The sequence below is a fragment of the Streptosporangium sp. NPDC049046 genome (assembly GCF_040649155.1).
Taxonomy (GTDB): domain Bacteria; phylum Actinomycetota; class Actinomycetes; order Streptosporangiales; family Streptosporangiaceae; genus Streptosporangium.
Genome location: NZ_JBEZEZ010000045.1, coordinates 22,668 through 47,108, shown reverse-complemented (window position 1 = coordinate 47,108; position 24,441 = coordinate 22,668). Strand labels below are relative to the sequence as shown.

Sequence of the window (24,441 nt, the reverse complement as noted above, 5' to 3'; positions counted from 1 at the left end):
CAGTCGGCTGCGCGATCTCGGAGAGGATCTGTGAGCCTCCTGTGAGCTTTCCGGCCCGCGAGGCCGCCCAGGTGGCGCTCGGGTGGTGCCCGGGCGGTGCTCGGGGCGGGCCGGGGTCGGAGCTCACAGGATATTCACACCGGGTGGAGGGCGGCGGTTCCCCGGTCGCCGCCGCCCTCCACCGCTACCGCAGGCTCACCACCGGCTCACGAAACGACGGGACGTGCCGTCGCCTGCCGGTCCGGGGGTCACCGTGACGCCCCGGTCAGTTCCGGGGACGTCCGCGGTGCGTCGGCCTTTCCCAGGCGGCTGGGCCACCAGGCCCGCGCGCCCAGCTCGCGTACCAGCGCGGGGACGAGCAGGGAGCGCACCACCAGGGTGTCGAGCAGGACGCCGAAGGCGACGATGAAGGCGAGCTGTACAAGGAAGGTGAGGGGGATCACCACGAGCGCGGCGAAGGTGGCGGCGAGCACGACACCCGCCGAAGTGATCACTCCGCCGGTGGTGACGAGCCCGCGCAGCAGACCCTCTCGTGCCCCGTGGTGCACGGTCTCCTCGCGCACCCTGGACATGAGGAAGATGTTGTAGTCCACCCCCAGCGCGACCAGGAAGACGAAGCCGTACAGCGGCACGGACGCGTCGCCGTCGGTGAACCCGAACACGTGCGTGAAGACCAGCGTGGAGACGCCGAGGGTGGCGAGGAAGTTCAGCGCGACGGTGGCCACCAGGAGCACGGGTGTCATCAGCGAGCGCAGCAGGACGACGAGGATGAGCAGAATGATCACCAGGACGACCGGGATGATGAGCAGCGTGTCGTTCTTCGCGGTCTCCGTCGTGTCGTACCGCTGGGCGCTGAAACCACCGATCAGGACGTCGTTCTCGGCGGCGAAGGCGGCGCGCAGGCGCTTGACCGTGTCCTGGGCGGCGTCGCTGTCCGGGGCGTCGTTCAACGTCGCCTCCACCAGCACGAGCCCGTCGACGATCTTGGGGGTGTCGTCGCCCGGCCGTCCGCTCTCGGGCACCGTCGCGGCCTCGGACACGCCTTCGACACCGCGTGCCGTCTCCTCCACGGCCTCGGCACGCTCCGAGGGGGCGACGATGACCGCGGGCTGCCCCGAGCCTCCGGGGAAGTGCTCGCTCAGCGCCGCCTGTGCCGCCACCGAAGGCGCGTCGTTCACGAAGGTCTCGTCCAGCGGCACACCCCTCGCGCTCAGCTGCGGCGCGAAGAGGGCGAGGGCGATGAGAGGCAGGATGGTGGCGATCCAGAGCCGGCGCGGATGGCGGTCGACCACGGCGGCCACGCGGTGCCAGATCCCGCGTGCCGTGCTGTCGGCCGGACGCGGCTTCGACGGCCACAGGGCGGCACGGCCCAGCAGGATCAGGGCCGCCGGCAGGAAGGTGAGCGCGCTGAGGGCGGCGCACGCGATGCCGATGGCGCCCACCGGGCCGAGCGCGCGGTTGTTGGTCAGGCCGCTGAGCAGCAGCGCGAGCAGGGCGAGGGCCACCGTGGCGGCACTGGCGACGATCGGCTCGAACGAGCGCCGCAGCGCGACGCGGCCCGCGGCGAAGCGGTCGCCGGTCGCGGCCAGTTCCTCGCTGAAGCGGGCGGTGAGCAGCAACGCGTAGTCGGTGGCCGCGCCGATGACCAGAATGAACAGGATGCCCTGCACCTGACCGTCGACCCGGACGATGTCGCGGTCGGCGAGGAAGTACACCACGGCGCACGCCAGGCCGAGCGCGAAGATCGCGCCGCCGATGATGACGAGAGGTAGCAGAACGCTGCGGTACACCGCGAGCAGGATGATCAGAACGGTGGTGAGCGCCACCCCGAGAAGCAGGCCGTCGATCCCGGCGAAGGCGTCGGACAGGTCGGCCCGGCTCGCCACGGGACCCGCGAGCTGGGCCCGCAGGCCGTCGACCGCCACCGCAGAGCCGACCCGGTCCAGGACCTCTCTGAGCGAGGTGTCGAGGTCGGGGCTGAGCTGGACCACGCCCTGCAGCGCCCGGCCGTCCTCGGAGGGGATGGAGGGCGTGGGCGTCCCGACGACGCCGTCCGTGCCGCGCAGCGAGGCGAGCGCCTGGGTCGCCGCGGTGTTCTGCTCGGGGGTGATGTCGCCGCCGTTCGCGGTCCACACCACGATGAGCGGCTGCGTCTCGTCCTGACGGAACTTCTCCTGCGCCTCCAGGACGCGTGTCGACTCCGCGCTCTCGGGCAGGAAAGCGGCCTGGTCGTTGGTGGACACCTCGGTGAGCTTGCCGGCGAACGGCCCCAGCCCTCCGCCGATGCCCAGCCAGACCAGCACCAGCAGCGCCGGCACAAGCCAGCGGATCGGTCGCCGCCCCATGACATCACCTTTCCATGACGTACGATAACTCAATCATCGAGTATCTCAATAATTGAAGTAATGTAGCATGGCGTCATGAACGGCGACAGCGGGGAGGGCATCGACCGGCTGGCCTTCGCGATGCGACTGCGAAGGATGACCGCCGAGTTCAACCGCATCGCCCACGAGTTCGCCCACCAGCACGGGCTGCACCCCACCGACGTCCAGGCCCTGATGAAGATCTTCGACGCTACGTCGCCGATCACCCCGAGCCGGCTGGCGGAGCAGCTGAACCTCACCTCGGGGGCCGTCACCGCGTGCCTCGACAGGCTGGAACGGGCCGGGCACATCCGCAGGGTTCGCGACGTGCACGACAGGCGCGTGGTTCACCTGCACTACCTCGACGCCGCGCAGGAGTTCGCCGCGGTCTTCTTCCGCCCGCTCGGCCACAGCACGGACAAGGTCCTGCGGCGTTTCAGTCCGGAGGAACTGCGCACCGTGGCCGCCTTCCTTGACGCGATGAACGAGGAGCTCGACGTGTTGCGAGCCGCGCCGGGTTCTCACTGACCTGCTCTTCGAGCGCGCGGGCCTGGCGGTTGCGTACGGCGTCGGTCTTCTCGTTCGTGGTGGGAGGCGGGTGCGGGCGGCGAGTTTCCTCCCCGTTCCTCCGGACATCTGACCCGAGGTCGTGCCTGTACGGAGGGCATCGGCCGGGGCGGCGCCCACGTGCCGGAATCCGGGCTCATGGCCTGGGCTCGTGGCCCGAGGTCATGCCTTCGGGGCATGGTCCGGGCTCATGACCCGGGTGAGCCAGTCGTCGCGCGTCCGGCGCGCCGCGGCCGAGAGGCGTACCTGCGGATACAGCGCGTCGAAGCCGTGGAAGCCTCCCGCCCAGATGTGGAGTTCCGCCTGGCCTCCGGCCGCCCAGATCCTGGTGGCGTAGTCGACGTCCTCGTCGCGGAAGACCTCGGCGGTGCCGGCGTCGATGTAGGTGGTGGGCAGGCCCGAGAGGTCGTCGGCCATCGCGGGTGAGACGTAGCCGGACACGTCCTGGCCGGTGAGGTCGCCGAGAACCGACCGCCACCCGTACTCGTTCATCTCGCGGGTCCAGACACCGTGCCCGCCGGAGTACTGACGGCTGGAGGTGGTGACGTTGCGGTGGTCGAGCATGGGGCAGATCAGCACCTGGGCGGCGATCGCCGGGGCGCCGCGGTCGCGTGCCATCAGGGCGACCCCGGCGGCGAGGCCCCCGCCGGCGCTGGCGCCCGCGACGACGACGCGGGCGGGATCGATACCCAGGTCCTCGGCGTTCTCGGCGATCCAGAGCAGGCCCTGGTAGCAGTCCTCGACCAGGGTCGTGCCCGTCGCCTCCGGCGCGAGCCGGTAGTCCACGGAGATCACGACGGCGCCGAGCAGGTCGATCCAGTCGAGGGGGATGTCGATCTGCGAGAAGCGATCCCCCATGATCATCCCGCCGCCGTGGATCCAGTAGACGCACGGTGCCGCCGCGGTGCGGTCGGTCCCGGCGGGACTGATGATCGACAGCGGGAGCATCGTGCCGTCCGGAGTGGGGACGGTGACCTCGCGCCGGTCGACGGCGCGGCCTTCGAGGAGGGTGTCGATCGGCGTCTGCGGGTACTGGCGCAGCTGGGCGAGCACCTCGGGGCTGAGCGGGGGCATGGGCGGCATCTCCGCGAGCAGCGCGCGCAGTTCGGGGTCGAGGTCGGGGCGTACCGATGTCATGGTGAGTTCCTTTCGCGGGGGTCGGCCGGAGGGGTCAGAAGGCGGCCTTGCCGCCGACCGGCACCTCGTCGGTGTAGAGGGACTCGCCGACGAGCAGTGACTGGAGCTTCGCGACCAGCGCCTGCGCCTCCTCGGTCGCGAAGAACCTGGCGTGGGTCTCCCGGCTGGTCCAGCCTTCGGTGACGTGGACGGTGTCCGGGTCACCGGCCGAGCGGCCGACCAGGAAGACGACGCAGTCCTCGTTGGGCAGGGACGGCGCGTTGAGCAGGAACTCGACCAGTTCGTCACCCTTTCCCGGCTGCGCGGTCATGGTGGCATGGAAACCGTGGCCGACGATCATGGGGGATCTCCTTTTTATTGGAGCCTGTGTTTGCTCCTGGGATGCTGACAACTCCATGAAAGCAGCGCTACCAGGGAAAACGTTAGAAGGATGCTCTCTCGCCCTTGCCTAATACTCTCGCTTTGTGGAGTATCCGGCTTGTGCTTCAATCGGGGCATGGACCTCGACGAGCTGCGTTCCCTGCTCGACCGCCACGCCCGGCCCGACATGACCACCGCCATCGAAGGCGTCCTGGTCTCGAAGGTCGAGCAATCGGGCCCGCCGTCGTCCTCGATGTCGGGCACGGTGCTGGCGCTCATCGCGCAGGGCGCGAAACGGATCGCGCTGGGCGACCGCGTGTACGAATACCGCGCCGGGCAGTATCTCCTCGCCTCGGTCGACATGCCGATCACCGGCCACTTCACCGAGGCGAGCCCCGAGCGGCCGGCGATGGGCTTCGGCCTGGTCCTGCACCCGGCGACCGTCGCCGAGCTGTTGCTGCAGGCCGCCCCCGGAGACCTACCGCCCGCCGGCGGCGCAGCCCCGTCCGGCATGGCCGTCAGTGACGCGCCCGACGCGCTCGTCGACGCGGTCGTCAGGCTGCTGCGTCTGCTCGACCGGCCACGCGACATCGCGGTGCTCGCACCGCTGATCAAGCGGGAGATCCTCTGGCGGGTCATCACCGGCGAGCAGGGCGCCGTCGTACGCCAGCTCGGACTCGCCGACAGCAGCCTCGCCCACATCGCCCGTGCCGTCCGGTGGATCCGCGACCACTACGCGCGGCCCTTCCGCGTCGAGGAGGTGGCGCGACTCGCGGGCATGAGCGTGTCCGCCTTCTACCGCAACTTCCAGGCGGTCACCGCGATGAGCCCCATCCAGTTCCAGAAGCAGATCCGGTTGCAGGAGGCCCGGCTCCTGCTCGCCATACGTCCCAACGACGTCACCGGCGTCGGTCACAGCGTCGGTTACGACAGCCCGTCGCAGTTCAGCCGGGAGTACCGCCGTCAGTTCGGCGTGCCGCCGAGCGAGGACGCCGCCCGCCTGCGCGGTTCGACGTCCCGCCTGTCACCGGCTCTCGCTTGACGCGCTCCCTGGCCCGAAGGCCGAGCACCGGCCCGCATATCGGTAGCCGCCGTCCGCGGGCCGGCCGGCCGTGGGCATGACGAAGGACCGGCCGCCGATGACGGGACCGGTCCGTTCGTCGCCTAGACCTGGGGCGCCTCTATGTCGCCGGGAGTGACGTCGTCCATGATGCGTGCCCTGTTATCCGTACCGTGGTGGGTCACACTTCCTTGGAGGTAGGGCATGGTCACGGTGGCCGTGGCCATGCCCTGTAGTCGTACCGTGGCGGGGTTTACGGGTGCTTGCGCAGGCGTGCGCGCAGCAGGTTGGGGTCGGTGGCCGTGGTGTAGGCGGCGCTGAGGACGTACACGTCATCGCCGCGCAGGGCGACGGAGGTGGGGTTCTGAAGTCCGTCGCCGGTGTCCAGAACGGTGGTGCTGGTGCCGTCGGACTTGATGCGCACGACCGTGTTGGGGGCGTTGAGAGCCGCGAGGATCTCGTCGCCGTGACCGGTGAAGGTGAAATCGTCGATACCGACCAGGCCGGACGCCTTGACCTGCGGCGTTCCCGCCCGGTTTCCGGGGCGGATCGGAATGCGCAGGAGAGTGCCCCGGTCGAGGTTGGTCACCCACAGGGCACCGCCACGTACCTTCGCGCCGTTGGCCCCGAGGAAACCGGTGGAGGCGAGTTCGGGAGCGGTGGACCAGGCGGTGGGCGTGCCGCCGGTGACGGGGACGGTCCACACGGTGCCGAGCACGGAGTCGGTGATGTAGAGCCGCTCGCCCTTCCCGTCCAGTGCCAGCCCGTTGGGCAGGCCGTTCGCGGGCAGCGCGGCGATGCGCCGAGGGGCCTTGCCGTGGCGCAGCCGCCACAGCCCCGTCAGGTCGGCCGTACCGGTCGCGTACAGCACGTACACGGTGCCGTCCGAGGTGTGGGCGATGCCGGTGGCCAGCGGGAAGCCGAGAATCGGCGTGTTGACCCCGCCGTCGGCGGGCGCGGGCAGTGTCGCCAGGATGCGCGTCTTGCCCCCGGGGGTGACCTGGGCCACCTGGCGGCTGGCGGCGAAGGTGATGTTCGCCGTGCCGTCGGGCAGCAGCGCGATGTTCTCCGGCATCTGGCCCGCCGACAGGTCGAAGTGGGTGGCGATCCGCACGTCCGTCAGTGGCCCTTTGGGAGACGTCGCGTTGGCCGGCGCGGTCGCGGTCATGGTGGCCGCGGCCATGAGAAGAGCCGACATGGTGATCTTGATGCTTCGCTTGGACATGGTTCCTTCACTGTTTTCCGGCATGCGGCAGCCGCGGCGCGGTGCCGTGGTCGAGAGGGGGTTCGGAGGGAGGTCGTGATCCTGCCGCCGACCGGCGGGCATGGGGCGGCCGGAGACGGGGGCGGCAGGTAGGCGGTACAGACCGTGCCACCGGGTCGTCGAGCGCGAGGCCGGTCTCGACGGGAGGCACGGTGGAGGGGAGGGCGGGGCGGCACGGTGGAGGGAGGGCGTGGTGGACACGCGCCGCGACCAGACGAGCCCGGACGTGCTCGGACGCGCCCGGCCTCCTCGGCCGGTGGAGGGGCTCGGGTCAGACGGTACGGGTCTCCGCGCCGAGGCGAGGCCGGGTCGCTTCCGGTGTTGTCTCCTGCGACGCTTCTCGCGGTGCGATGGCCTGGGAGAGCAGTGCCAGAGCCGTCGCCGAGGGGGAGCCGGGGGCGGCTGTGGCCACCACGAGGGCCGGACCGTTCCCCTGCGGGCTCTGCAGCGTCTGCTGGGTGACCGTCAACGTCCCGACCAGGGGGTGGCGCATCTCGTAGTCGGCGACGTCACAGGCCAGGACCCGGTGGTCGGCCCACATCGCGGCGAACTCAGGACTGCGCATGGTCAGCTCACCGATCAACTCGGCCAGCAGCGGATCGTCCGGATGTCTCCCGGCCGTCAGGCGCAGGTTGCCCACCACGGCCCTGGCCTTGGCGGGCCAGTCGGCGTACAGGTCACGGGTGTGCGCGTCGAGGAACACCAGCCTGGCCATGTTCGGCCGCCGGCCAGGGACGTTCGGGCCGTCCCGGTCGAGATGGCCGGCGAACAGTCCGTGGCCCTCGCGGTTCCAGGCCAGGACATCGCTGCGGCGGCCGATCACGATGGCGGGTGTGCTCCCGAGGGCCGTCAGCAGAGCGCCGGTCGCCGGGGTGATGCGTTCGGTACGCGGCCGACCCGAGAGTCCGCCCCGTCTCGGTGCGCGGGCCAGGGCGTGCAGATGGGCCCGCTCGGACTCGTCCAGCCGCAGGGCGTTCGCTATGGCGTCGAGCACCTCGCGCGAGGCGTTGTGTGACTGGCCCTGCTCCAGGCGCGTGTAGTAGGGCGCGCTGATGCCCGCGAGCATCGCGAGTTCCTCCCGCCGCAGCCCGGGAACCCGGCGCCGCTCGCCGTAGGTCCGCAGCCCGACGTCCTCCGGCCGCAACTGGCCTCGGCGTGTCTGCAGGAAGTCCGCGAGATGGCCGTGCTTGTTCATGCAACCGAGTATGCGCGCCGCCGGCGATCCGTACCTCACCCCGCCGGGGTAGGGATCGGCGGGGTCTGGCTCACCCGAACCCCGGCCTCCAGGATGAGCGCGTCCCCCATCGACGATTCGGTCCTCCGCTTCGAGGAGAGCCCTTGAACGTCGCTTCCGGTCCGTTACCTCAAGGAGAGTTCGTGAGCGCCACCTCAGAGCCGCGAAATCCGCTTGCCGGGCTCGATCTCACTCCCTTCGCCTTCACCCGGCGGTGCTGGGTCGACGCGACACCGGACGCCGTCTACCACCTCGCCGGTCCATCCGCCGGTCCGCCCGCCGGTCCGCCGTCCCCGGCTTTCGTGAGCGGACCGGCCGGCGACGGCGGCGTCATGGCGAGCGGCCGGCGGCGGAACGGGGATCAGCGCAGCCCGTCGTAGAAGGTGCGCAGGTCTTCGGCGAGCACGTCGGGCACGATGTGAGCGGCGTAGTGGCCGCCGCGGTCGTACGACTTCCAGTGCACGATGTTCGTGTGGTCGCGCTCGGCGAACGTGCGCATGGACACGAAGTCACCGTCGAACATCGCGAGGCCGGTCGGCGTCTTCGTGGGCTCGGTGGGGTGTTCGGCGCGCGCGTCCTCGTAGTAGAGCCGGGTGGCCGACGTCGCGGTGCCGGTCAGCCAGTAGAGCATCGTGTTGGTCAGGATGAAGTCGGCGTCGACGCCGTCGCCGAACAACTGCGAGTTCCAGCCGAGCAGCCCGGTGGGCGAGTCGAAGATCGCGTATGACAGGGTCTGCGGCTGCTGCGAGTGCAGCGTGTTGAACGACATCTTGGTGTCGTAGAACTCCTGCAGCACCTCCAGGGCCTTCTGGTCCTCCGGGGTGATCCTCTCGAACTCGGCCGGATCGCCGGAGGGGAAGGAGAAGAGCTGGGTGACGTGCACGCCGACGACGTGTTCGGGGTCGATCCGCCCGACCTCGGGGGAGATGAGCGAGCCGCCGTCGTTGCCGACGGCGCCGTAGCGGTCGTAGCCCAGCCGCCGCATCAGCTCCGCCCACGCCCCGGCGATGCGGTACCGGTTCCAGCCCTTCTCCCTGGTCGGGCCGGAGAGGCCGAAGCCGGGCAGCGAGGGGATGACCAGGTGGAACGCCCGCGCCGGGTCCTCGGGGTCGGTGAGCGGCTCGATGAGCTTCAGGTACTCCACGATCGAGCCGGGCCAGCCGTGCGTGAGGATCAGCGGCAGGGCGTTCTCGTGTCGCGAGCGGATGTGCAGGAAGTGGATGTTCTGCCCGTCGATCTCGGTGGTGAACTGCGGGTGCCGGTTGATCTCGGCCTCGTGGGCCCGCCAGTCGTACTCGTGGCGCCAGTATTCGGCCAGGTTCCGCACGTATTCCACGGGGACGCCGTAGTCCCAGCCGGCGTCCGGCAGCTCGTCGGGCCAGAGGGTGCGGTCGAGCCGATCGTGGAGGTCGTCCAGCCTGGCCTGCGGGATGTCGATGCGGAAGGGCTTGATCTCGGCGTTTTCGCTCATGATCGGAACACTACGGACCCTTCCGGTCAGCTTCTGTCCTGAAGTACTGGCAGGGTTGGGGACATGTTGGAAACCTCGGCGCGGTTGCTGCGCCTGCTGTCGTTGTTGCAGGCCAGGAAGGACTGGCCCGGCGCGACCCTCGCCGATCGGCTGGGCGTGAGCGAGCGGACCGTGCGCCGCGACGTCGACCGGCTGCGCGAGCTCGGATATCCCGTGAACGCGACGCGGGGCACCGACGGGGGCTACCGCCTGGGCGCGGGAACCGTCATGCCGCCGCTCCTGCTCGACGACGAGGAGGTGGTCGCGGTGGCGGTCGGCCTGCGGACCGCAGCCGGAGGCACCGTCGCCGGCATCGAGGAGACGTCGGTGCGAGCCCTCGCCAAGCTTGAGCAGGTGCTCCCCTCCCGGTTGCGCCACCGGGTCAACGCGTTGCAGACCTACGTCGAACCCGTGCCCGCGGACAGTCCGGGCCCGGTGGTCGACCCCGAGGTGCTGACCGTGCTCGCCGCCGCCTGCCGCGACGGGGAACGGGTACGGTTCGACTACCGCGCCCACGACGGGTCGGCCAGTGTACGGATCGTCGAACCGCATCGGCTCGTGGCGTGGGGACGCCGCTGGTATCTCGTCGCCTGGGACGTCGACCGTCAGGACTGGCGCACCTTCCGGATGGATCGCGTCGAACCGCGCACCCCCACCGGCCCGCGCTTTCCGCCCCGCGATCCGCCGGAGGGCGGCGCGGCCGCGTACGTCGCGCGCGGAGTCTCGGCGGCGGCCTGGCGCCACCGGGCACGGGTCGTCGTCCACGCGCCCGCCGACGTCGTGACCGAGCGCGTCAACCCCGCGGTCGGCGTGGTGGAGGCCGTGGACGAGCACACCTGCGTGCTGCACACCGGCGCGGACAGCCTGCACGTGATCGCCGTGTATCTCGGCATGCTCGATCTGGACTTCGAGGTCACCGAGCCCCCGGAGCTCGTCGAGCACATGCGGGCCCTCGCGGCCCGCTACGCCCGCTCCACACCGGTCCACGCCGGTCCGCGCGGAGGGGTGAGGTCTTTTGCGGAGGGGTGACGTCTTTTAAGGAACCGCCTTCGGAAACCGCCGGGTGGTCGTCGTCGAGCGCGGCCTTCCGCGTCGAGTCGTCGTCGGGCCGTCGTCGAACGCCGCCTTCCGCGCGGATCCGGTCGGAGTCCCCGATCGCCGGGGGCATGTCGCCCCGGTCGCGGCCTCGGGGACTCCGGTCCGTCTCACCCGGTCGGGTTCACGAGTGCCGGGTTCACGAGTGGGCGACGAGGCACTTCTTGAGCGTGTTCCTGGAGTCCTGACGCTTCGGCGCGATCTTCATGAGCGCGGCGTCGCGCACCTGCACGTACTTGGCTCCGGCGGCGTTGTATGCCTCCACCATCTTCTTCGCGGCGGGGTCCAGCGCCGGAGCCTTGACCCCGAGCTGCTGCAGGGCCACCTTCTGGGAGAGCTGGTCGATGTTCGCGGCGGCACCGGCCTTCATCAGGGCGGCGTGAGCGGCCTTGACCTCCGGTAGGGCGTCGACGTCGGTGAGGGCGTCCTCGGCGTTCATCAGCGCGAGCTGCTCCTGCGCGCAGGGGGCCGGGGCGGTGGCGGCGACGGCGGTGGTGGCGGTGGCGCCGACGGTGGTCAGGGTGGCGAGAAGGCCGAACGCGGCCAGCGCCGTCGCAGTGGTGCGGGTGTGCATGGGGTGCTCCCGTTGGTGCTGAGGGTTGATTGGCATGTGACCTCATGCACCGTAATCACTGTGGGTAATCACTCCACCGCTTCAAGTTAACGTCAAGGGTCGCGGGCCGTCCGATTTCCGAGGAAGCCTGATCGCCCGTGGTGCCTGCTCGGGGTTACGTCGGCTTCCGTTCATGACCTGTGAGCGGACCTCCTCACGGATCGACGAGTGCGAAAAGGGGTGAAACCACTGGATTTCCATCGGTGCGACAGCGTCGAAATCCGACTCCCGACAAGCCATCCGACTTGCTGGGATCCAGTTTGCCGTTAGCAGGTAAGGCCGGTGTCAGCATCGTCGGAGAGTCATAACCGATCATGACATCTGGGGGAAAAATGCTTCGAAAACTGATCCCGATCCTGGTCGCGGTCGCGGCGGCCGGATCACCCGCCATCGCGACCAGGGCCTGGGCGGAGGTGGCGCCGGCCGCTTCGGCGGCCCGGTCGGTCGCCGCCGCGCAGACGACCGGTACGTGCGTTCCGGGATCGCCGTGCGCGGGGATCAACTGCGGTCCGGGCCGCATCTGCGTCCCCTCGCCCAAGCAGTGCTTCACCACGCCGTGCCCGCAGTACGACTGCGTGCCCGTGACGGGTTACCCAGGTGGCTACCCCGGTTACCCGACCGGGTACCCGCCTCCGTATCCGGGCTGGCGTCCCCCCTATCCTGGCTGGCGGCCACCGTATCCGGGCTGGCGCCCTCCGTATCCATATCCGCGGCCTCCGTACCCGTATCCGTACCCACGGCCTCCGTATCCGCGGCCTCCGTATCCGGGCGTGCGGCCTCCGTACCCCGCTCCGCTGCCTCCCGGACCGGGGCGGCCTCCGTATCCGGCGTATCCGGCACCGATGCCTCCCGGTCCGGGGCCCAGGGCCATCGGCGGCTGACGGATCGCGGGTCGTTCGGGGGGCACCTCCACCGGCGGGCACCAGGTGAGCCTGGCGCGTAGCGGTCCGGCCCTCACCGCCGTCGGTGGCTCGCCCGCGCCGACGATTCGTACGTCACATCCAGCGGTCCCGGCGTGCCCGGCACCGCCCGTCGTCGCCCCGGGCCGCCACGACGGCGGCCCGGGGTGCGGGCGGGCGGCGACGGCTTGTGGGGACACCGGGTGAGCTGGTCTGATGTGCGAAGGATGAGGTGAGCCGGTACGGGGGTTGTTTTCTGCCGTGGAGGCATCTGTCGAGCAACTGGTGTACGTCCGCGAGGACGAGTACACGATCGCGCGGATGAGCGCCGAGGGCATGCCCGGCTTCGTCGCCTCCGGCCGGGCCCTTGGCGGGGTCCAGCCGGGGGAGACGCTCAGGCTCGTCGGTGACTGGGGCGACCACCCGCGGTACGGCAGGCGCTTCGAGGTCGTCGCGTGCGAGCGGCTGGTTCCGGCCACGGTCCGGGCCATCCGCATCTATCTGGGCTCCGGCCTGATCCGCGGCATCGGGCCGAGGCTCGCCCACGCCATCGTGAGCCACTTCGGCGAGGCGACGCTGACGGTCATCGACACCGAGCCGGGACGGCTCACCGAGGTCGTCAACATCGGCCCCGCCCGGCAGGCCCAGATCGCCGACGCCTGGCAGGAGCAGAAGGCGATCGCCGAGCTCATGGTGGTCCTGCAGGGTTTCGGGATCAGCCCGCTGCTCGCGGCGAAGATATACCAGGTCTTCGGGGCCGACTCGGGAGAGGTGCTCACCTCCGACCCGTACCGGCTCATCGGCAAGGTGAGGGGCATCGCCTTCGCCACGGCGGACAGGATCGCGCTGCGCTCCGGGGTCGCGGAGGACAGCCCGCAGCGGGTCAAGGCGGCGATCCTGGACAGGCTGGAGACGGCGGCGAGCCGCGACGGACACTGCTACGTACGCCTGATCGCGCTGATCGCCCAGTCCGCGGAGCTCGTCGAGCAGGACCACGACCTCGTCGCGCGGATGGTCGACGCACTCGTCGCCGACCGACGCGTGGTCGTCGAGGCGTCGCCCGACGGCCACGCGACGGCCGTGGTCTATCTGAAGGAGACCCACAGCCGTGAGATCACGCTCGCCGACCAGCTGACCAGGCTCTGGGAGGCTCCCTCGACACTGCCCATGCGCACCTTCCAGGAGGATCCCGGGCTGGACGAGGACCAGCGGGCGGCGGTGAACATGGCGCTCACCAGTACCGTCTCCATCCTCACCGGCGGTCCGGGCTGCGGGAAGAGCCACACCGTCAAGACCATCGCGGCGACCGTGCGGGCGATGGGCGGCACGGTGACCCTCACCGCGCCGACCGGCAAGGCGGCCAAGCGCCTGTCGGAACTCACCGGCCTGCCCGCCATGACCGTGCACCGGATGCTGGCCCACCAGCCGGATCCCGACAGCGGCACGCTGTTCGAGCAGACGCCCGCGCAGGCCGACCTGATCGTGGTCGACGAGGCGTCCATGCTGGACCTGAGCCTGGCCACCCGCCTCACCGCGGCCATATCGCCCGGCAGCCACCTGTTGATCGTGGGCGACAGCGACCAGCTTCCCAGCATCGCCCCCGGCAGCGTGCTCGCCGACCTGCTGCGCGTCGAGACGATCGCGCGGATGCGCCTGACCCGCGTCTTCCGCCAGGCGGAGGGCAGCGGGATCATCCGGGCCGCCCGCCGGGTGAGGGCGGGTGAGGTGCCCGCGACTCCCGGCGGGGGAGGCTTCTGGTTCGAGGAGGTCGACGACCCCGAGCAGGTCGCCGAGCGGGTGCTGCACCTGGCGACGGTGGCGATCCCCCGCAAGCAGGGGGTGAGCCCGGACCAGGTCCAGGTCCTGTGCCCGATGCGCAGGGGCCTGACGGGGACGGCCGAACTCGGCAGAATGATCCAGGAACGGCTCAACCCCGCTCGTGAGGGGGTCGCCGAACACTGGTCGGGCGCCTCCGCCTTCCGGGTCGGTGACCGTGTCATGCCGATCCGCAACAACTACGACAAGGGCGTCTTCAACGGCGACACCGGTACGGTCACCGCCATCACCCCCGAGGAGAGGGTCGTCGAGATCCGCACCGACGACGGGCAGACCGTGAAGTACGGCTTCGGCGAGCTCGACGAGCTGACCCACACGTACGCCATCAGCGTCCACCGTTCCCAGGGCAGCGAGTATCCCTTCGTGGTCGCGCCGCTCGTCACCGAGTCCGGGGGCGTCATGCTGCGCCGCAAGCTGCTCTACACCCTGCTCACCCGGGCACGGTCGTGGGTGGTCGTCGTCGGCGAGCGCAAGGCCCTGGAGATGGCCGTCAACCGGCTGGACCACCGCCGCAACACAGGGCTCGCCCGCAGGCTCACGCTGAGCCTCGGCGCGGGCCTCCACTACGAGATCGCCCCCGACTGACCTTCGAGGGCCTGCCGCGGCCCGATGCCTCGCACCACGGCGGGAGGACGAATCTCGGCGCTAATGCCATGGGGGAGTGGGTCCTAGGTAGGAATATGCGAAGGTATGGTGATTGCTCGTGACGACGTTTCGGATCAGCGAGGCCGCCGCGCTGCTGGGAGTGAGCCCCGACACCGTCCGCCGGTGGGTGGACGCCGGACGGCTCGCGGCCCGGCGGGACGAGCACGGCCACCGGATGGTGGAGGGAGTCGATCTGGCGGCGTTCGCACGTGCCCGGATCGAGTCCGAGGAGGGCACGGGGCACTCCTCGGCCAGAAACCGCTTCCGCGGGATCGTGACCGAAGTGATCAGGGACGCGGTGATGGCCCAGGTGGAGATCGCCGCGGGACCGTACCGGGTGGTGTCGTTGATGAGCCGCCAGGCCGCCGACGAGCTGGGCCTGGCGGTGGGGGTGACGGCCGTCGCCGTGATCAAGTCCACCAACGTGGTCGTGGAGATCGCCGACCACGCCCGTACGACGAGTTGACGGCGCCGTGAGTGGTCCGTCCGGCGGCGTAACGGGTGGCCCGGCCGACGGGGTAGCGGGTGGCCCGGCCGGCGCCGTTCCAAACGGCCCGTCCGGCGGCGTGCCGGGAGACCTCCCCGGTGGGGTACGCGGCGGTCCGGCCAACGGTGGTGCGGGCGGTGGGGTGCGCGACGGCGGGGTGGCGGGCCGTCTGCCCTGGGTGCTGGTGCTGCCGGCCGTGGCGGGCATGGTCTTCCTGACGCTGCCGCTGGTCGGGCTGCTGACGCGCGCCCCCTGGTCCACCCTGCTGGAGAGGCTGGGCGAGCCGCAGGTGCTGGAGGCACTGCGCCTGTCGCTGGTGAGCGCGACCGTGGCCACGCTGGTGTGCCTGCTGCTCGGCGTGCCGCTGGCGTGGCTGCTGGCCCGGGTCGACTTCCCCGGCCGTCGCCTGGTACGGGCGCTGGTCACCGTCCCCCTCGTGCTGCCCCCGGTGGTCGGCGGGGTCGCCCTGCTGCTCGTCCTGGGACGGCGCGGCCTGGTCGGTCAGTGGCTGGACTCCACCTTCGGCATCACCCTGCCGTTCACCACGGCCGGGGTCGTCGTCGCCGAGACGTTCGTCGCCATGCCGTTCCTGGTCATCAGCGTCGAGGGTGCGCTGCGCGCCGCCGACCTGCGGTTCGAGGAGGCCGCCGCGACGCTGGGCGCCTCCCGCTGGGTGATCTTCCGCCGTGTCACCCTGCCCCTGATCGTCCCGGGCATCGTCGCGGGAGCCGTGCTGTGCTGGGCCCGCGCGCTGGGCGAGTTCGGGGCCACCATCACCTTCGCCGGCAACTTCCCCGGCCAGACCCAGACCATGCCGCTGGCCGTGTACCTCGCCCTGGAGACCGAACCCGAGGCCGCGATCGTGCTCAGCCTCGTCCTGCTCGCCGTCTCGGTGATCATCCTGGCCGGCCTGCGCGACCGGTGGGTGAGCGGCCCGTGACCCTCGACGCCCATCTCGTCGTCACCCGGCCCCGCTTCCGCCTGGACATCGAACTGGAGGTCGCGGCCGGTCAGGTCGTCGCACTGCTCGGTCCCAACGGCGCGGGCAAGACCACCGCGCTGCGCGCGCTGGCCGGGCTCACCGCCCTGTCCGGCGGGCGGATCCTCCTGGACGGTGAGGCGCTGCACCCCCTGGCGTCCGAACGTCGCCCGATCGGCATGGTCTTCCAGGACTACCTGCTCTTCCCACACCTGTCCGTCCTGGACAACGTCGCCTTCGGACCTCGTTGCCGCGGCGCCTCCAGAGCGGAGGCGCGGCGCGGTGCCGCCGCCTGGCTGGAACGCGTCGGCCTGGCCGGGTACGCCGCGGCGAAACCCCGGCAGCTGTCGGGCGGTCAGGCCCAGCGCGTCGCACTGGCCCGTGCCCTCGCCGTCGGCCCCCGCCTGCTGCTGCTGGACGAACCACTGGCCGCCCTCGACGCCCACACCCGCCTGGAGATCCGCTCCCGGCTCCGCCGCCACCTGGCCGACTTCGAGGGCGCGACCGTCCTGGTCACCCACGATCCGCTGGACGCCATGGTGCTCGCCGACCAGCTGGTCGTCATCGAGAACGGCGCCGTCGTGCAGCGCGGCGCCCCCGCCGAGGTCGCCCGCCGCCCGCGCACCGACTACGTCGCCCGTCTGGTCGGCCTCAACCTCTATCGGGGACTCGCCGCCGAACGGCAGGTCACCGTCGGTGAGGTGCGTTTCAGCGTCGCCGAGAACCTGGAGGGCCCCGCGTTCGTCGCTTTCCGGCCCGGCGCGGTCGCGCTCTACCGGACCCGTCCCGACGGCACCCCGCGCAATCTCTGGGAAGCCACGATCGAGGGTATCGAACGGCACGGCTCATGCGTCCGCATCCACCTGGAGGGACCCATCACCGCCTCCGCGGACGTCACCCCCGCCGCCGTCGCGGATCTCGACCTCACCCCCGGGCAGCGGATCTGGGCGTCGGTCAAGGCCACCGAGACCCACGCCTACCCATCGTGATCGGCAGCCGTGCGGCCCGAGAGCCGGGTGGGTAGCCGAGAGCCGGACGGCCGGGCGGGCGTGGGGCCGCGGCGAGCGAAGGCGAGAAAGAACCGGCCCGTGCTCGCCGTACACGACCCTGTCCGCCGGGGCGAATCCCCGCCCCCTTGACGGGACTCGCCCCGGCGGACGCTTGGACCGGCGGGCGGCGGACGCCTAGACCGGCGGGCAGTTCTGCGGGCCGCCCGAGGCCAGGTCGGCGAGCGAGCAGACCGAGACCTTCGGGTGATACGGGCCCATCACGGCGGCGGCGGAGGCCGGGTCACCGTCCTCGGGGACGTTCTGGACGGCCTCGGCGAAGTTCTCGTCCACCACCATGTTGCGGAGCAGGACGGTGTGCGCGGCCCTCGGCTGCGTCGTGGAGAACGGCAGGAAGGTCACCCCCGGAATCCTCTCGATCGCCGCGCGCTGCGACTCCCTGCCGATCACGTACGTGTAGTGGCCGGTGGAGTCCAGCGCGGTCTCGTCGTCGCTGCGGCACCCGTAGCTGACCGTCCCGTTCGGCAGGTTGTTCACCACCACGGGGAGCAGCGGGAAGGTGAGGTTCGTGCACATGGACCAGTAGCGCACGTCCTTGTCCGTCCCCGGCCACGGCGAGGGGTGGGAACCGGCGGAGGCGCGCGGCGCCTTGCCCCGGACGACGACGACCTCGCGGTCGGCCGGTGGGGGGACGGTCGCGCTGAGGTAGGCGGCGTCCGCGTTCGGGAAGCCGCCGACGCGCCGCGTGTCGAGTTTCACGCGGGCGAACCTCATCGGCTCCGGCTCGGCGAGCGGCGGGTCCATGCGGAGTCCTTCGAGCGCCTCCATCTGCGCCTGCGTGGGTGTGTCGGTGCTCTCACACCGGGGTACCGGCGTGGAGACGCCGTCGCGTTCGAAGGTGACCGACGGCAGCGGCACCCGCGAGAAGTCGCCGTCGGCCGGCAGGTAGGCCCTCAGCAGAACGTAGCCGTCCGCGCCCTCCGCGGTGCCCTCGGGAGCGAGGGGAAGCGTGTTGACCTGGCCGGGAGCCGCGTCGGAGCTCACGGTCACCGTGTAACGCCCGCCTGGCTCCGCCTGCTGCTGCCACGGGTTGACACTGCCCGGGTCCGGGTCGATGAGGTGGTCGGGCAGCGACGAGCCGACACCGTTGAACGTGAACGACCCTCCGCCGTCCCTGTACACGTTGAACGAGGTGTACCGGCTGTCCGCGTACTCACCCGAGAGCTTGATCCGCAGACGGTCCTGAACCGTGAACGGCAGCACCCAGTACGACGCCGCGGTGTCGGGGAAGAAGACGTTGACGGTGTCCGCGCTCACCCGGAGTTTCCAGGAGCAGTCCGGTGTCACCGGCGGTGCGGCGGTCGCGGCGGCGGCCTGTGGGAGCGGAGAGGCGATGAGCGCGCCGACTCCCAACGCTGCGAGCAGCCCTCGAAGGCGAGGAGAGCGCCGAGGGCCGGATTTCGTGCTGGTCATGTGAGATGTCCCCCTGTTTGCGATAGGTGTTTTCGACGGCACGGGGATGCCGGAGCCTGATGCCTGAGCTCCGATGTCGGAGGCCCGGTTCCGGAACCTTGATGCCGGACCTTTGGCCCGGAGCTCCGATGCCGATGCCTCCGGCGGAAGGCAGGAAGGACGCGCCGCCCCCCGGCCTGTCCTCGCGGTCGGCCCCCGGCCGATCCGGCTTCCGTCCCCGTGCGGGTGGGTCGTCGTCAGCGGCTCTTCGCCACCTCGGCGGCCACGGCGCGGAACGCGACCAGCGCCTCGCGCTGGTCGTGGGCCGAGGTGGAGACGGTCGACTTGACGACGACCACGCCGTGCTTGGGTGAGACGTAGACGTACTGCCCGCCGAACCCGGCGGCCATGAAGTCGCCCTCGTCGCCGTCACCGAGCCACCAGTGCAGCCCGTAGCCGGCGTTGAAGGAGGCGGAGGGCGTGGTCGACTTCTTCACCCAGGCGCTCGGCACGACCTGGCGCCCCGCCGCCTTGCCGTCACGCAGGTAGAGCAGGCCGAACCGGGCGAAGTCGCGGTCGGTGGCGTGGTAGCAGCAGTAGCCGAGGCTGTCGCCGGTGGTGTCCTTCTCGATACGCGCCGTGGACTCCATGCCGGCGGGCTGCCAGATCTTCTTCTCCACGTACCGGTGGTACGGCGTGCCCGTGGCGCGGCTGACGATGTCGGCGAGCACGAAGGAGTTCATGCTGGTGTACTCGAACCTGCTGCCGGGCTTCCAGCCGCGCACCTGCCGCGCCGCCAGCTTCTCGACCGACCGGCCCCGCTTCACGGCCATCTGTACCTTGGGGATGTCGGAGCGCTCGTCCCAGGCGATCCCCGACGACATGCGCAGCAGGTTGCGGATGGACACCCCGTCGTAGCCGGAGCCGCGCAGTTCGGGAAGGTAACGGGTGACCTGGTCGTCGATCGAGCGGATGTGGCCCTCCTGCAGGGCGATGCCGATCGCGGCCGACGTGAAGGACTTCGCCATCGACCAGGACTGGAACCGGGTGTTGCGGTCGGCCTCGACGTAGCGCTCGTCCACGATCTTCTGGCCGTCCAGGACGACGAAGCCGTTGGTCTTCGTGCGCGCGAGGAAGTCGTCGAGGGTGCGCTCGTCGCCCTCGTAGGTGTAGGTCACCGAGAGCTTTCTCGGGTCGCTCCGCAGTCTGACCGGATTCGCCGATGGTCGTACGAGGTCGAAGGCACCGGCCTCGGCGACGACCGGCGCGGACGGCGACGAGGCCGGTGCGAGGGAGGCCGATGTCATGGCCAGGGCTCCGGCCGGAGCCGCCGAGCCGATCAGCGTGAGTGCGGCGACCGTCGCGATCGCGGGTACTCGCAGGCGATGGATGTTCATGTTCCCCCCGTGGGTTCGGTGGCGGGGTGAGCCGCTCGCGTACGGCGGGGATCATGACGCACTTTCTTGGCAGATTTCTGGCACGCCCCACGGCGGATCTCCGGCAGCCCCACTGCGGGACTTCGGCATGCCCACGGCGGATCTCCGGCACGGACTACGCGGAGATCCAGCAAATCTCCCGCACGGTCCACGGCGGAGATTCAGCGGGTCTACGGCGGGGACCGGCGCGGCTCGGTGAGCCAGGAGCCGACCTCGGGAGGACGCTCGTCGGGTCGCGTCGGGGAGCGGGGGGAGAGGGGAGACGAGGCGGGCAGCCGCACCTCGACGCGCGTTCCGCGGCCCTGTTCAGGGTCGGTCACCGTGACCGTGCCGCCGTGCAGAGCCACCTGCTGGCGGATGAGGGTGAGACCGAGGCCCGAACCCGGGCTGCCGGGTCGGCGGTGGAACCTGGTGAAGACGGAGTCGCGTTCGGCGAGCGGTATCCCCGGTCCCGCGTCCTGAACGGCGAGTACGGCGACCGTACCGTCGGCGGACAGCGTCACCGTGATCGTGGCACGCTCGGTGTCCTCGGTGTCCTCGGTGTCCTCGGTGTCCTCGGTGTCCTCGGTGCCGTCCCTGGCACTCGTGCCGCCCATGCCGCTGTCCGTACGGTCTGTGCCGTCCCTGGCACTCGTACTGCCCATGCCGCTGTCCGTGTGGTCTGTGCTGTCTGTGTTGTTCGCTCTGTCCAGGCCGCTCACGGCGTCCGCGCTGTCCGCGCCATCAGGACGGACCACCCTGTCCTTACCGCCAGGGTGGTCCGGGGCATCCGTGCCGTGGATCGCGGCGTTGTCGAGGAGGTTGTCCACGATCATCCGGAGTCCTTCGGCCCATCCCCGTACCGGCAGGTCGGCCGTGGGGGAGAAGGCGATCGCGGCCCTCGGGTGGCGGCGCCGCGCCTCCTCGACGGCGACGGCGGTGATCTCCGCCAGATCGGTCTCGGCGAAGGCCGCGGGCTCGACCAGCTCGCCGCGCGCCAGCCGGCGCAGCATCGTGATCAGCCGCTGTGTCCGGCCGTGTTCCGCACTCAGATCGGCGACGATCTCGGCGCGCTCCACCGGATCCAGTCCGGGGTGGCCGAGCAACTCCAGGTTGGTGCCCATGCTGGTCAGCGGCGTCCGCAGCTCGTGCGCCACGGTGGCGGCGAAGGCGCGGGCGGTCTCCAACGCCTCGCCGGTGCGCGTCACCGCCGCGTCACGCCGGTCCAGCAGATCGTTGAGCACGCCGGCCAGTTCGTCGATCTCGGTGACCCCGGAGGCGGTCTCCAGTCGTGTCTCCCCCACAGGGGACGCGCCGATTCCCCGCGCCTGGCCGCGAAGTACCGCCAGGGGACGCACCGCGAACCTGCCGAGAGCGAGACCGGCGACGACGCCCACCCCCGCCGAGATCAGGGTGACCAGCGCCAACCGGCTGCGGAGCACTCCGAGCCGCCGGTCGAGGTGCTCCTCGGACTCGAACACCCACAGGCGGCCCGCGCCCCCTCGCGGGCCCAGGTCGGACACCACGAATCGCCATTCCCGCGCGCCTTCGCCGAAGGTGGCCGGTCCCTCACCGGCCACGGCGGGTGTCGTGGCCGGTACCTCTCCCATGTCGAACGACGTGCTCCCCGGTATCTCGACGCGTATCCCGCCGGGGCTGCCGGCCCCCATGGCGGCGGCCCCGGCGAGTCGTTGCGCGATGAGGTCCGGCGGTAGGCGGGGGGTCATGCGGACGCGCCAGGAGTACGAGGTGGCGAGCGGCGCCAGCGCGTGCGCCCGCGTCGCCATCTGCTCGTCCCGCTCGGCGCGCAGGTCGCGGGAGACCAGGTTCAGTACGAGCAGGCCGCCCAGCAGCACCAGCAGCGGGACGAGCGTGGCCAGGCAGGCCGCGAACCGGGTGGAGAGCCTCACCGGTGCCCGTCCCGCACCACGAACCCGACCCCGCGCACCGTGTGCACCACGCGCGGCTCACCCCCGGCCTCCAGCTTGCGCCGCAGGTAGCTCACGAAGGTGTCCACGGCGTTGCCGGTCACCTCGAAGTCGTACCCCCAGACCCGTTCCAGCAGCACCGACCTGGACAGTACGACCCCCGCGTTGTACGCGAGTACCTCCAGCAGGTCGAACTCCCGGCGGGTCAGCTCGACCTCCCTGCCGCTCACGGTGACCCGGCGGGCGGTCGGGTCGACCGTGAGCGGGCCCACCCGGACCGTCTCGCCGGCCGCCCGCCCGGCCCTGCGCAGCAGGGCACGCAGCCGTAGGACCAGTTCACCGAGGTCGAAAGGCTTGACGACGTAGTCGTCGGCTCCCGCGGCCAGCCCCGCCACCCGGTCGGCGACCTCGTCCATCGCCGACAGCATCAGTACCGGAACCTCCGTTCCGCGTGCCCGCAGGCGGGCGCACACCTCGATGCCCGACAGTCCGGGCATCGAGACATCGAGGACGATCGCGTCGGGCGCGGTGCCTTCGGCCAGTTCCAGGGCCCGCTCGCCGGAGTCCGCGGTCTCCACGCCGAAGCCCTCCAGGCGCAGGCCGCGCCGTAACGAGCGCAGGATCGCGGGGTCGTCGTCGACGGCGAGGATCCGGTACCCGGTCATCGAAGGGCTCCCGTGCGTGTCAGTGGTCAGGATGCGGGGGGCAGAACCGGCCTCCCCGGGGGTGCCGATCCGCTGGGTGTGCCGATCCACTCCGGGGCGGGAGGCGGCGACAGACGGCATCCTGGCAGAAGTCCACACGGACCGGGCAGCCCCACCGGGTCCCGGTCACAATCCGGGGCACCACCGCCCGGTCGTGCCCCCGAGCCGTTGTCTACCTGGCCACGCCTTCCTCCGACCGACCCGCCCGGTCATCTCCGGGCCACCATCTGCCCGGTCGTGCCCCCGAGCCGCTGTCTGCCCGGCCACGCCTTCCTCCGACCGACCCGCCCGGTCACGATCCGTTCGGCAGCCCGGTGCGCCCGTACACGACAAGAGCCCAGGTGAGGCAGCCGAAGGCGGCCACGCACGTCAGCGTGCGGACGAGGTTCCAGCGCACCCAGGCCGCCTCGAACCTCGTCCGCACCGCCGCGAGGTCGGTGACGCGGTCGGGGTCCCCGGCCGCGTCGAGGGCGTTGTTCAGCGGCACGTTGATCCCCATCGTGACGGCGAGCGTCACCACGTAGAGGACGAGCGCGGCCACGATCCAGGGCAGCACGGGCCGCGCGTCCTGGGAGAGGTGCAGCGCCGCGGCGAGGACGGTCAGTACCAGCGCGCCGCCGAAGCAGGCGGCGAACCAGCCGTTGAGGATCGCCACGTTGATCCGCTGCATCGCGCTCACGAAGGTCCGGTCGTCCGTCCGGGCCAGGCCGGGCATGACGGAGCAGGTGTAGGCGTAGAAGAGACCCGCCATGAGTCCCATGGTGATGGCCGCCGCGACCAGCGCGGGGCCTCGGAAGAGCGACATCGCAGTCATGGGACCAGTGAACCGGCGTGGATTGAGACGGTCCATGGTCGAGAAGCGCGTTTCCATGTTTCAGCGTCTACGGTGAAGGTGTGGACGCACTCACCGACTTTCTGGACGGTCCGAGGGCCAGGGGAGCGTTCCTGCTCCGTTCGATCCTGAGCCCGCCCTGGTCCCTGCGCGTCCAGGACCGGGCACCGCTCGCCCTGACGGCGGTGGTCCGGGGTGAGGCGTGGGTGGTCCCCGACGACGGCGACCCGGTGCGTCTGGGGCCGGGGGACGTCGCGATCGTCCTCGGCCCCGACCCCTACACGGTCGCCTGCGATCCGGCCACACCGCCCGACGTGGTGATCCATCCGGGCCAGCACTGCACCACCGTCGACGGGCGGAGCCTGGCTCAGGAGATGGACCTGGGGATCCGCACCTGGGGCAACAGCCCCGACGGGTCAGCGGTGCTCCTCACCGGTGCCTACCAGATGCGCGGGGAGATCAGCAGCCGTCTGCTGGAGGCGCTGCCCTCGCTGCTGGTCCTTCGGGAGGACGCCTGGGACTGCCCGATCGTCCCGCTGCTCGGCGACGAGATCGTCAAGGACGATCCGGGCCAGGAGGCCGTTCTCGACCGGCTGCTCGACCTGCTGCTCATCGCCGTCCTGCGGGCCTGGTTCTCCCGCCCCGAGGCCGGGGCGCCCGCCTGGTATCGCGCCCACGGCGACCCCGTGGTGGGCAAGGCTCTCCGCATGCTGCACAACAACCCGGCCCACCCCTGGACGGTGGCCGCGCTCGCCGCCGGGGCCGGTGTCTCCCGCGCGGCCCTGGCTCGCCGCTTCACCGAGTTGGTGGGCGAGCCGCCCATGACGTTCCTCACGGGCTGGAGGCTCGCCATGGCCGCCGACCTGCTGCGCGAGACCGACGCGACCGTCGGCGCGGTGGCGACGCAGGTCGGGTACGGCAGCGCGTTCGCGCTCAGTGTCGCCTTCAAGCGCGAACGCGGCGTCAGCCCTCAGGAGCACCGGGCCGGGGTCGGGAATTCCCGGCGGACCGGCTCCGCACGTTGACCGGGGGCACGACCCGATGACCGGCTCCC

22 protein-coding genes are annotated in these 24,441 nt (G+C 71.0%); 8 read left to right on the top strand and 14 right to left on the bottom strand.

The window, feature by feature from the left end; all coding sequences use genetic code 11:
- Positions 1 to 248: 248 nt before the first annotated feature.
- Positions 249 to 2,345 carry an MMPL family transporter gene (locus AB0B96_RS37740; RefSeq protein ID WP_362906711.1) on the bottom strand — a complete coding sequence of 699 codons (2,097 nt, stop codon included), beginning with the start codon at positions 2,343 to 2,345 and terminating at the stop codon, positions 249 to 251.
- 75 nt (positions 2,346 to 2,420) lie between these two features.
- Between AB0B96_RS37740 and AB0B96_RS37735 the strand changes: the two genes are divergently transcribed.
- A complete protein-coding gene (locus AB0B96_RS37735) occupies positions 2,421 to 2,891 on the top strand; it encodes a MarR family transcriptional regulator (protein ID WP_362906709.1) in 471 nt (156 codons plus the stop codon).
- Between the two features lie 201 nt (positions 2,892 to 3,092).
- Here AB0B96_RS37735 and AB0B96_RS37730 read toward each other — a convergent pair whose 3' ends face one another.
- The gene (locus AB0B96_RS37730) at positions 3,093 to 4,067 is read right to left on the bottom strand and encodes an alpha/beta hydrolase (RefSeq protein ID WP_362906706.1); all 975 of its coding nucleotides are present in this window, start codon (positions 4,065 to 4,067) and stop codon (positions 3,093 to 3,095) included.
- Between the two features lie 34 nt (positions 4,068 to 4,101).
- Positions 4,102 to 4,407 (bottom strand): antibiotic biosynthesis monooxygenase, encoded by a 306-nt coding sequence (locus tag AB0B96_RS37725; protein WP_362906704.1) that lies wholly within the window; start codon positions 4,405 to 4,407, stop codon positions 4,102 to 4,104.
- Positions 4,408 to 4,563: 156 nt separating this feature from the next.
- Here AB0B96_RS37725 and AB0B96_RS37720 point away from each other — a divergent pair, with 156 nt between their 5' ends.
- Positions 4,564 to 5,469 (top strand): AraC family transcriptional regulator, encoded by a 906-nt coding sequence (locus AB0B96_RS37720; RefSeq protein ID WP_362906702.1) that lies wholly within the window; start codon positions 4,564 to 4,566, stop codon positions 5,467 to 5,469.
- A gap of 122 nt (positions 5,470 to 5,591) precedes the next feature.
- Here the strand turns inward: AB0B96_RS37720 and AB0B96_RS37715 are convergent, their stop codons facing one another.
- The 4 genes from AB0B96_RS37715 to AB0B96_RS37700 all read right to left on the bottom strand — a co-directional run bounded on the left by AB0B96_RS37715 (position 5,592) and on the right by AB0B96_RS37700 (position 9,456).
- On the bottom strand, positions 5,592 to 5,714 hold the full coding sequence (locus AB0B96_RS37715) for a hypothetical protein (RefSeq protein ID WP_362906700.1): 123 nt from the start codon (positions 5,712 to 5,714) through the stop codon (positions 5,592 to 5,594).
- Between the two features lie 26 nt (positions 5,715 to 5,740).
- Positions 5,741 to 6,712, bottom strand: coding sequence for a hypothetical protein (locus AB0B96_RS37710; RefSeq protein ID WP_362906698.1), 972 nt, complete (start codon positions 6,710 to 6,712; stop codon positions 5,741 to 5,743).
- Between the two features lie 310 nt (positions 6,713 to 7,022).
- The gene (locus tag AB0B96_RS37705) at positions 7,023 to 7,946 is read right to left on the bottom strand and encodes a helix-turn-helix transcriptional regulator (RefSeq protein WP_362906696.1); all 924 of its coding nucleotides are present in this window, start codon (positions 7,944 to 7,946) and stop codon (positions 7,023 to 7,025) included.
- Between the two features lie 400 nt (positions 7,947 to 8,346).
- Positions 8,347 to 9,456, bottom strand: coding sequence for an epoxide hydrolase family protein (locus AB0B96_RS37700; protein ID WP_362906694.1), 1,110 nt, complete (start codon positions 9,454 to 9,456; stop codon positions 8,347 to 8,349).
- Between the two features lie 63 nt (positions 9,457 to 9,519).
- Between AB0B96_RS37700 and AB0B96_RS37695 the strand changes: the two genes are divergently transcribed.
- Positions 9,520 to 10,524, top strand: a complete 1,005-nt coding sequence (locus AB0B96_RS37695; RefSeq protein ID WP_362906692.1) for a YafY family protein — start codon at positions 9,520 to 9,522, stop codon at positions 10,522 to 10,524.
- Between the two features lie 205 nt (positions 10,525 to 10,729).
- Here AB0B96_RS37695 and AB0B96_RS37690 read toward each other — a convergent pair whose 3' ends face one another.
- Complete coding sequence (locus tag AB0B96_RS37690) at positions 10,730 to 11,200, bottom strand: hypothetical protein (protein ID WP_362906690.1); 471 nt, start codon at positions 11,198 to 11,200, stop codon at positions 10,730 to 10,732.
- A gap of 157 nt (positions 11,201 to 11,357) precedes the next feature.
- Positions 11,358 to 11,741: a hypothetical protein gene (locus AB0B96_RS37685; RefSeq protein ID WP_362906688.1), complete on the bottom strand. Its 384-nt coding sequence runs from the start codon at positions 11,739 to 11,741 to the stop codon at positions 11,358 to 11,360.
- A 622-nt stretch (positions 11,742 to 12,363) separates the two neighbouring features.
- Between AB0B96_RS37685 and AB0B96_RS37680 the strand changes: the two genes are divergently transcribed.
- The 4 genes from AB0B96_RS37680 to AB0B96_RS37665 all read left to right on the top strand — a co-directional run bounded on the left by AB0B96_RS37680 (position 12,364) and on the right by AB0B96_RS37665 (position 17,038).
- Positions 12,364 to 14,523: an ATP-dependent RecD-like DNA helicase gene (locus AB0B96_RS37680; protein WP_362906686.1), complete on the top strand. Its 2,160-nt coding sequence runs from the start codon at positions 12,364 to 12,366 to the stop codon at positions 14,521 to 14,523.
- A 118-nt stretch (positions 14,524 to 14,641) separates the two neighbouring features.
- Entirely contained in the window at positions 14,642 to 15,049 is a 408-nt protein-coding gene (locus AB0B96_RS37675; protein WP_362906684.1) for a helix-turn-helix transcriptional regulator, read from the top strand.
- A 226-nt stretch (positions 15,050 to 15,275) separates the two neighbouring features.
- Positions 15,276 to 16,010, top strand: a complete 735-nt coding sequence (locus tag AB0B96_RS37670) for an ABC transporter permease (RefSeq protein WP_362906725.1) — start codon at positions 15,276 to 15,278, stop codon at positions 16,008 to 16,010.
- Entirely contained in the window at positions 16,007 to 17,038 is a 1,032-nt protein-coding gene (locus AB0B96_RS37665) for an ABC transporter ATP-binding protein (protein WP_350941283.1), read from the top strand. Before AB0B96_RS37670 ends, AB0B96_RS37665 begins: the two co-directional genes overlap by 4 nt.
- A gap of 195 nt (positions 17,039 to 17,233) precedes the next feature.
- Here AB0B96_RS37665 and AB0B96_RS37660 read toward each other — a convergent pair whose 3' ends face one another.
- The 5 genes from AB0B96_RS37660 to AB0B96_RS37640 all read right to left on the bottom strand — a co-directional run bounded on the left by AB0B96_RS37660 (position 17,234) and on the right by AB0B96_RS37640 (position 23,369).
- Entirely contained in the window at positions 17,234 to 18,529 is a 1,296-nt protein-coding gene (locus AB0B96_RS37660) for a hypothetical protein (protein WP_362906682.1), read from the bottom strand.
- Between the two features lie 236 nt (positions 18,530 to 18,765).
- On the bottom strand, positions 18,766 to 19,905 hold the full coding sequence (locus AB0B96_RS37655; protein ID WP_362906680.1) for a serine hydrolase: 1,140 nt from the start codon (positions 19,903 to 19,905) through the stop codon (positions 18,766 to 18,768).
- Positions 19,906 to 20,114: 209 nt separating this feature from the next.
- Positions 20,115 to 21,833: a HAMP domain-containing sensor histidine kinase gene (locus AB0B96_RS37650; protein WP_362906678.1), complete on the bottom strand. Its 1,719-nt coding sequence runs from the start codon at positions 21,831 to 21,833 to the stop codon at positions 20,115 to 20,117.
- On the bottom strand, positions 21,830 to 22,516 hold the full coding sequence (locus AB0B96_RS37645; protein ID WP_350941276.1) for a response regulator transcription factor: 687 nt from the start codon (positions 22,514 to 22,516) through the stop codon (positions 21,830 to 21,832). The genes AB0B96_RS37650 and AB0B96_RS37645 overlap by 4 nt, the downstream gene beginning before the upstream one ends.
- A gap of 331 nt (positions 22,517 to 22,847) precedes the next feature.
- Positions 22,848 to 23,369, bottom strand: a complete 522-nt coding sequence (locus AB0B96_RS37640; protein WP_362906676.1) for an anthrone oxygenase family protein — start codon at positions 23,367 to 23,369, stop codon at positions 22,848 to 22,850.
- An 80-nt stretch (positions 23,370 to 23,449) separates the two neighbouring features.
- On the opposite strand from AB0B96_RS37640, the gene AB0B96_RS37635 reads away from it, so the two are divergent.
- A complete protein-coding gene (locus tag AB0B96_RS37635; RefSeq protein WP_362906674.1) occupies positions 23,450 to 24,412 on the top strand; it encodes an AraC family transcriptional regulator in 963 nt (320 codons plus the stop codon).
- Positions 24,413 to 24,441: the final 29 nt, after the last annotated feature.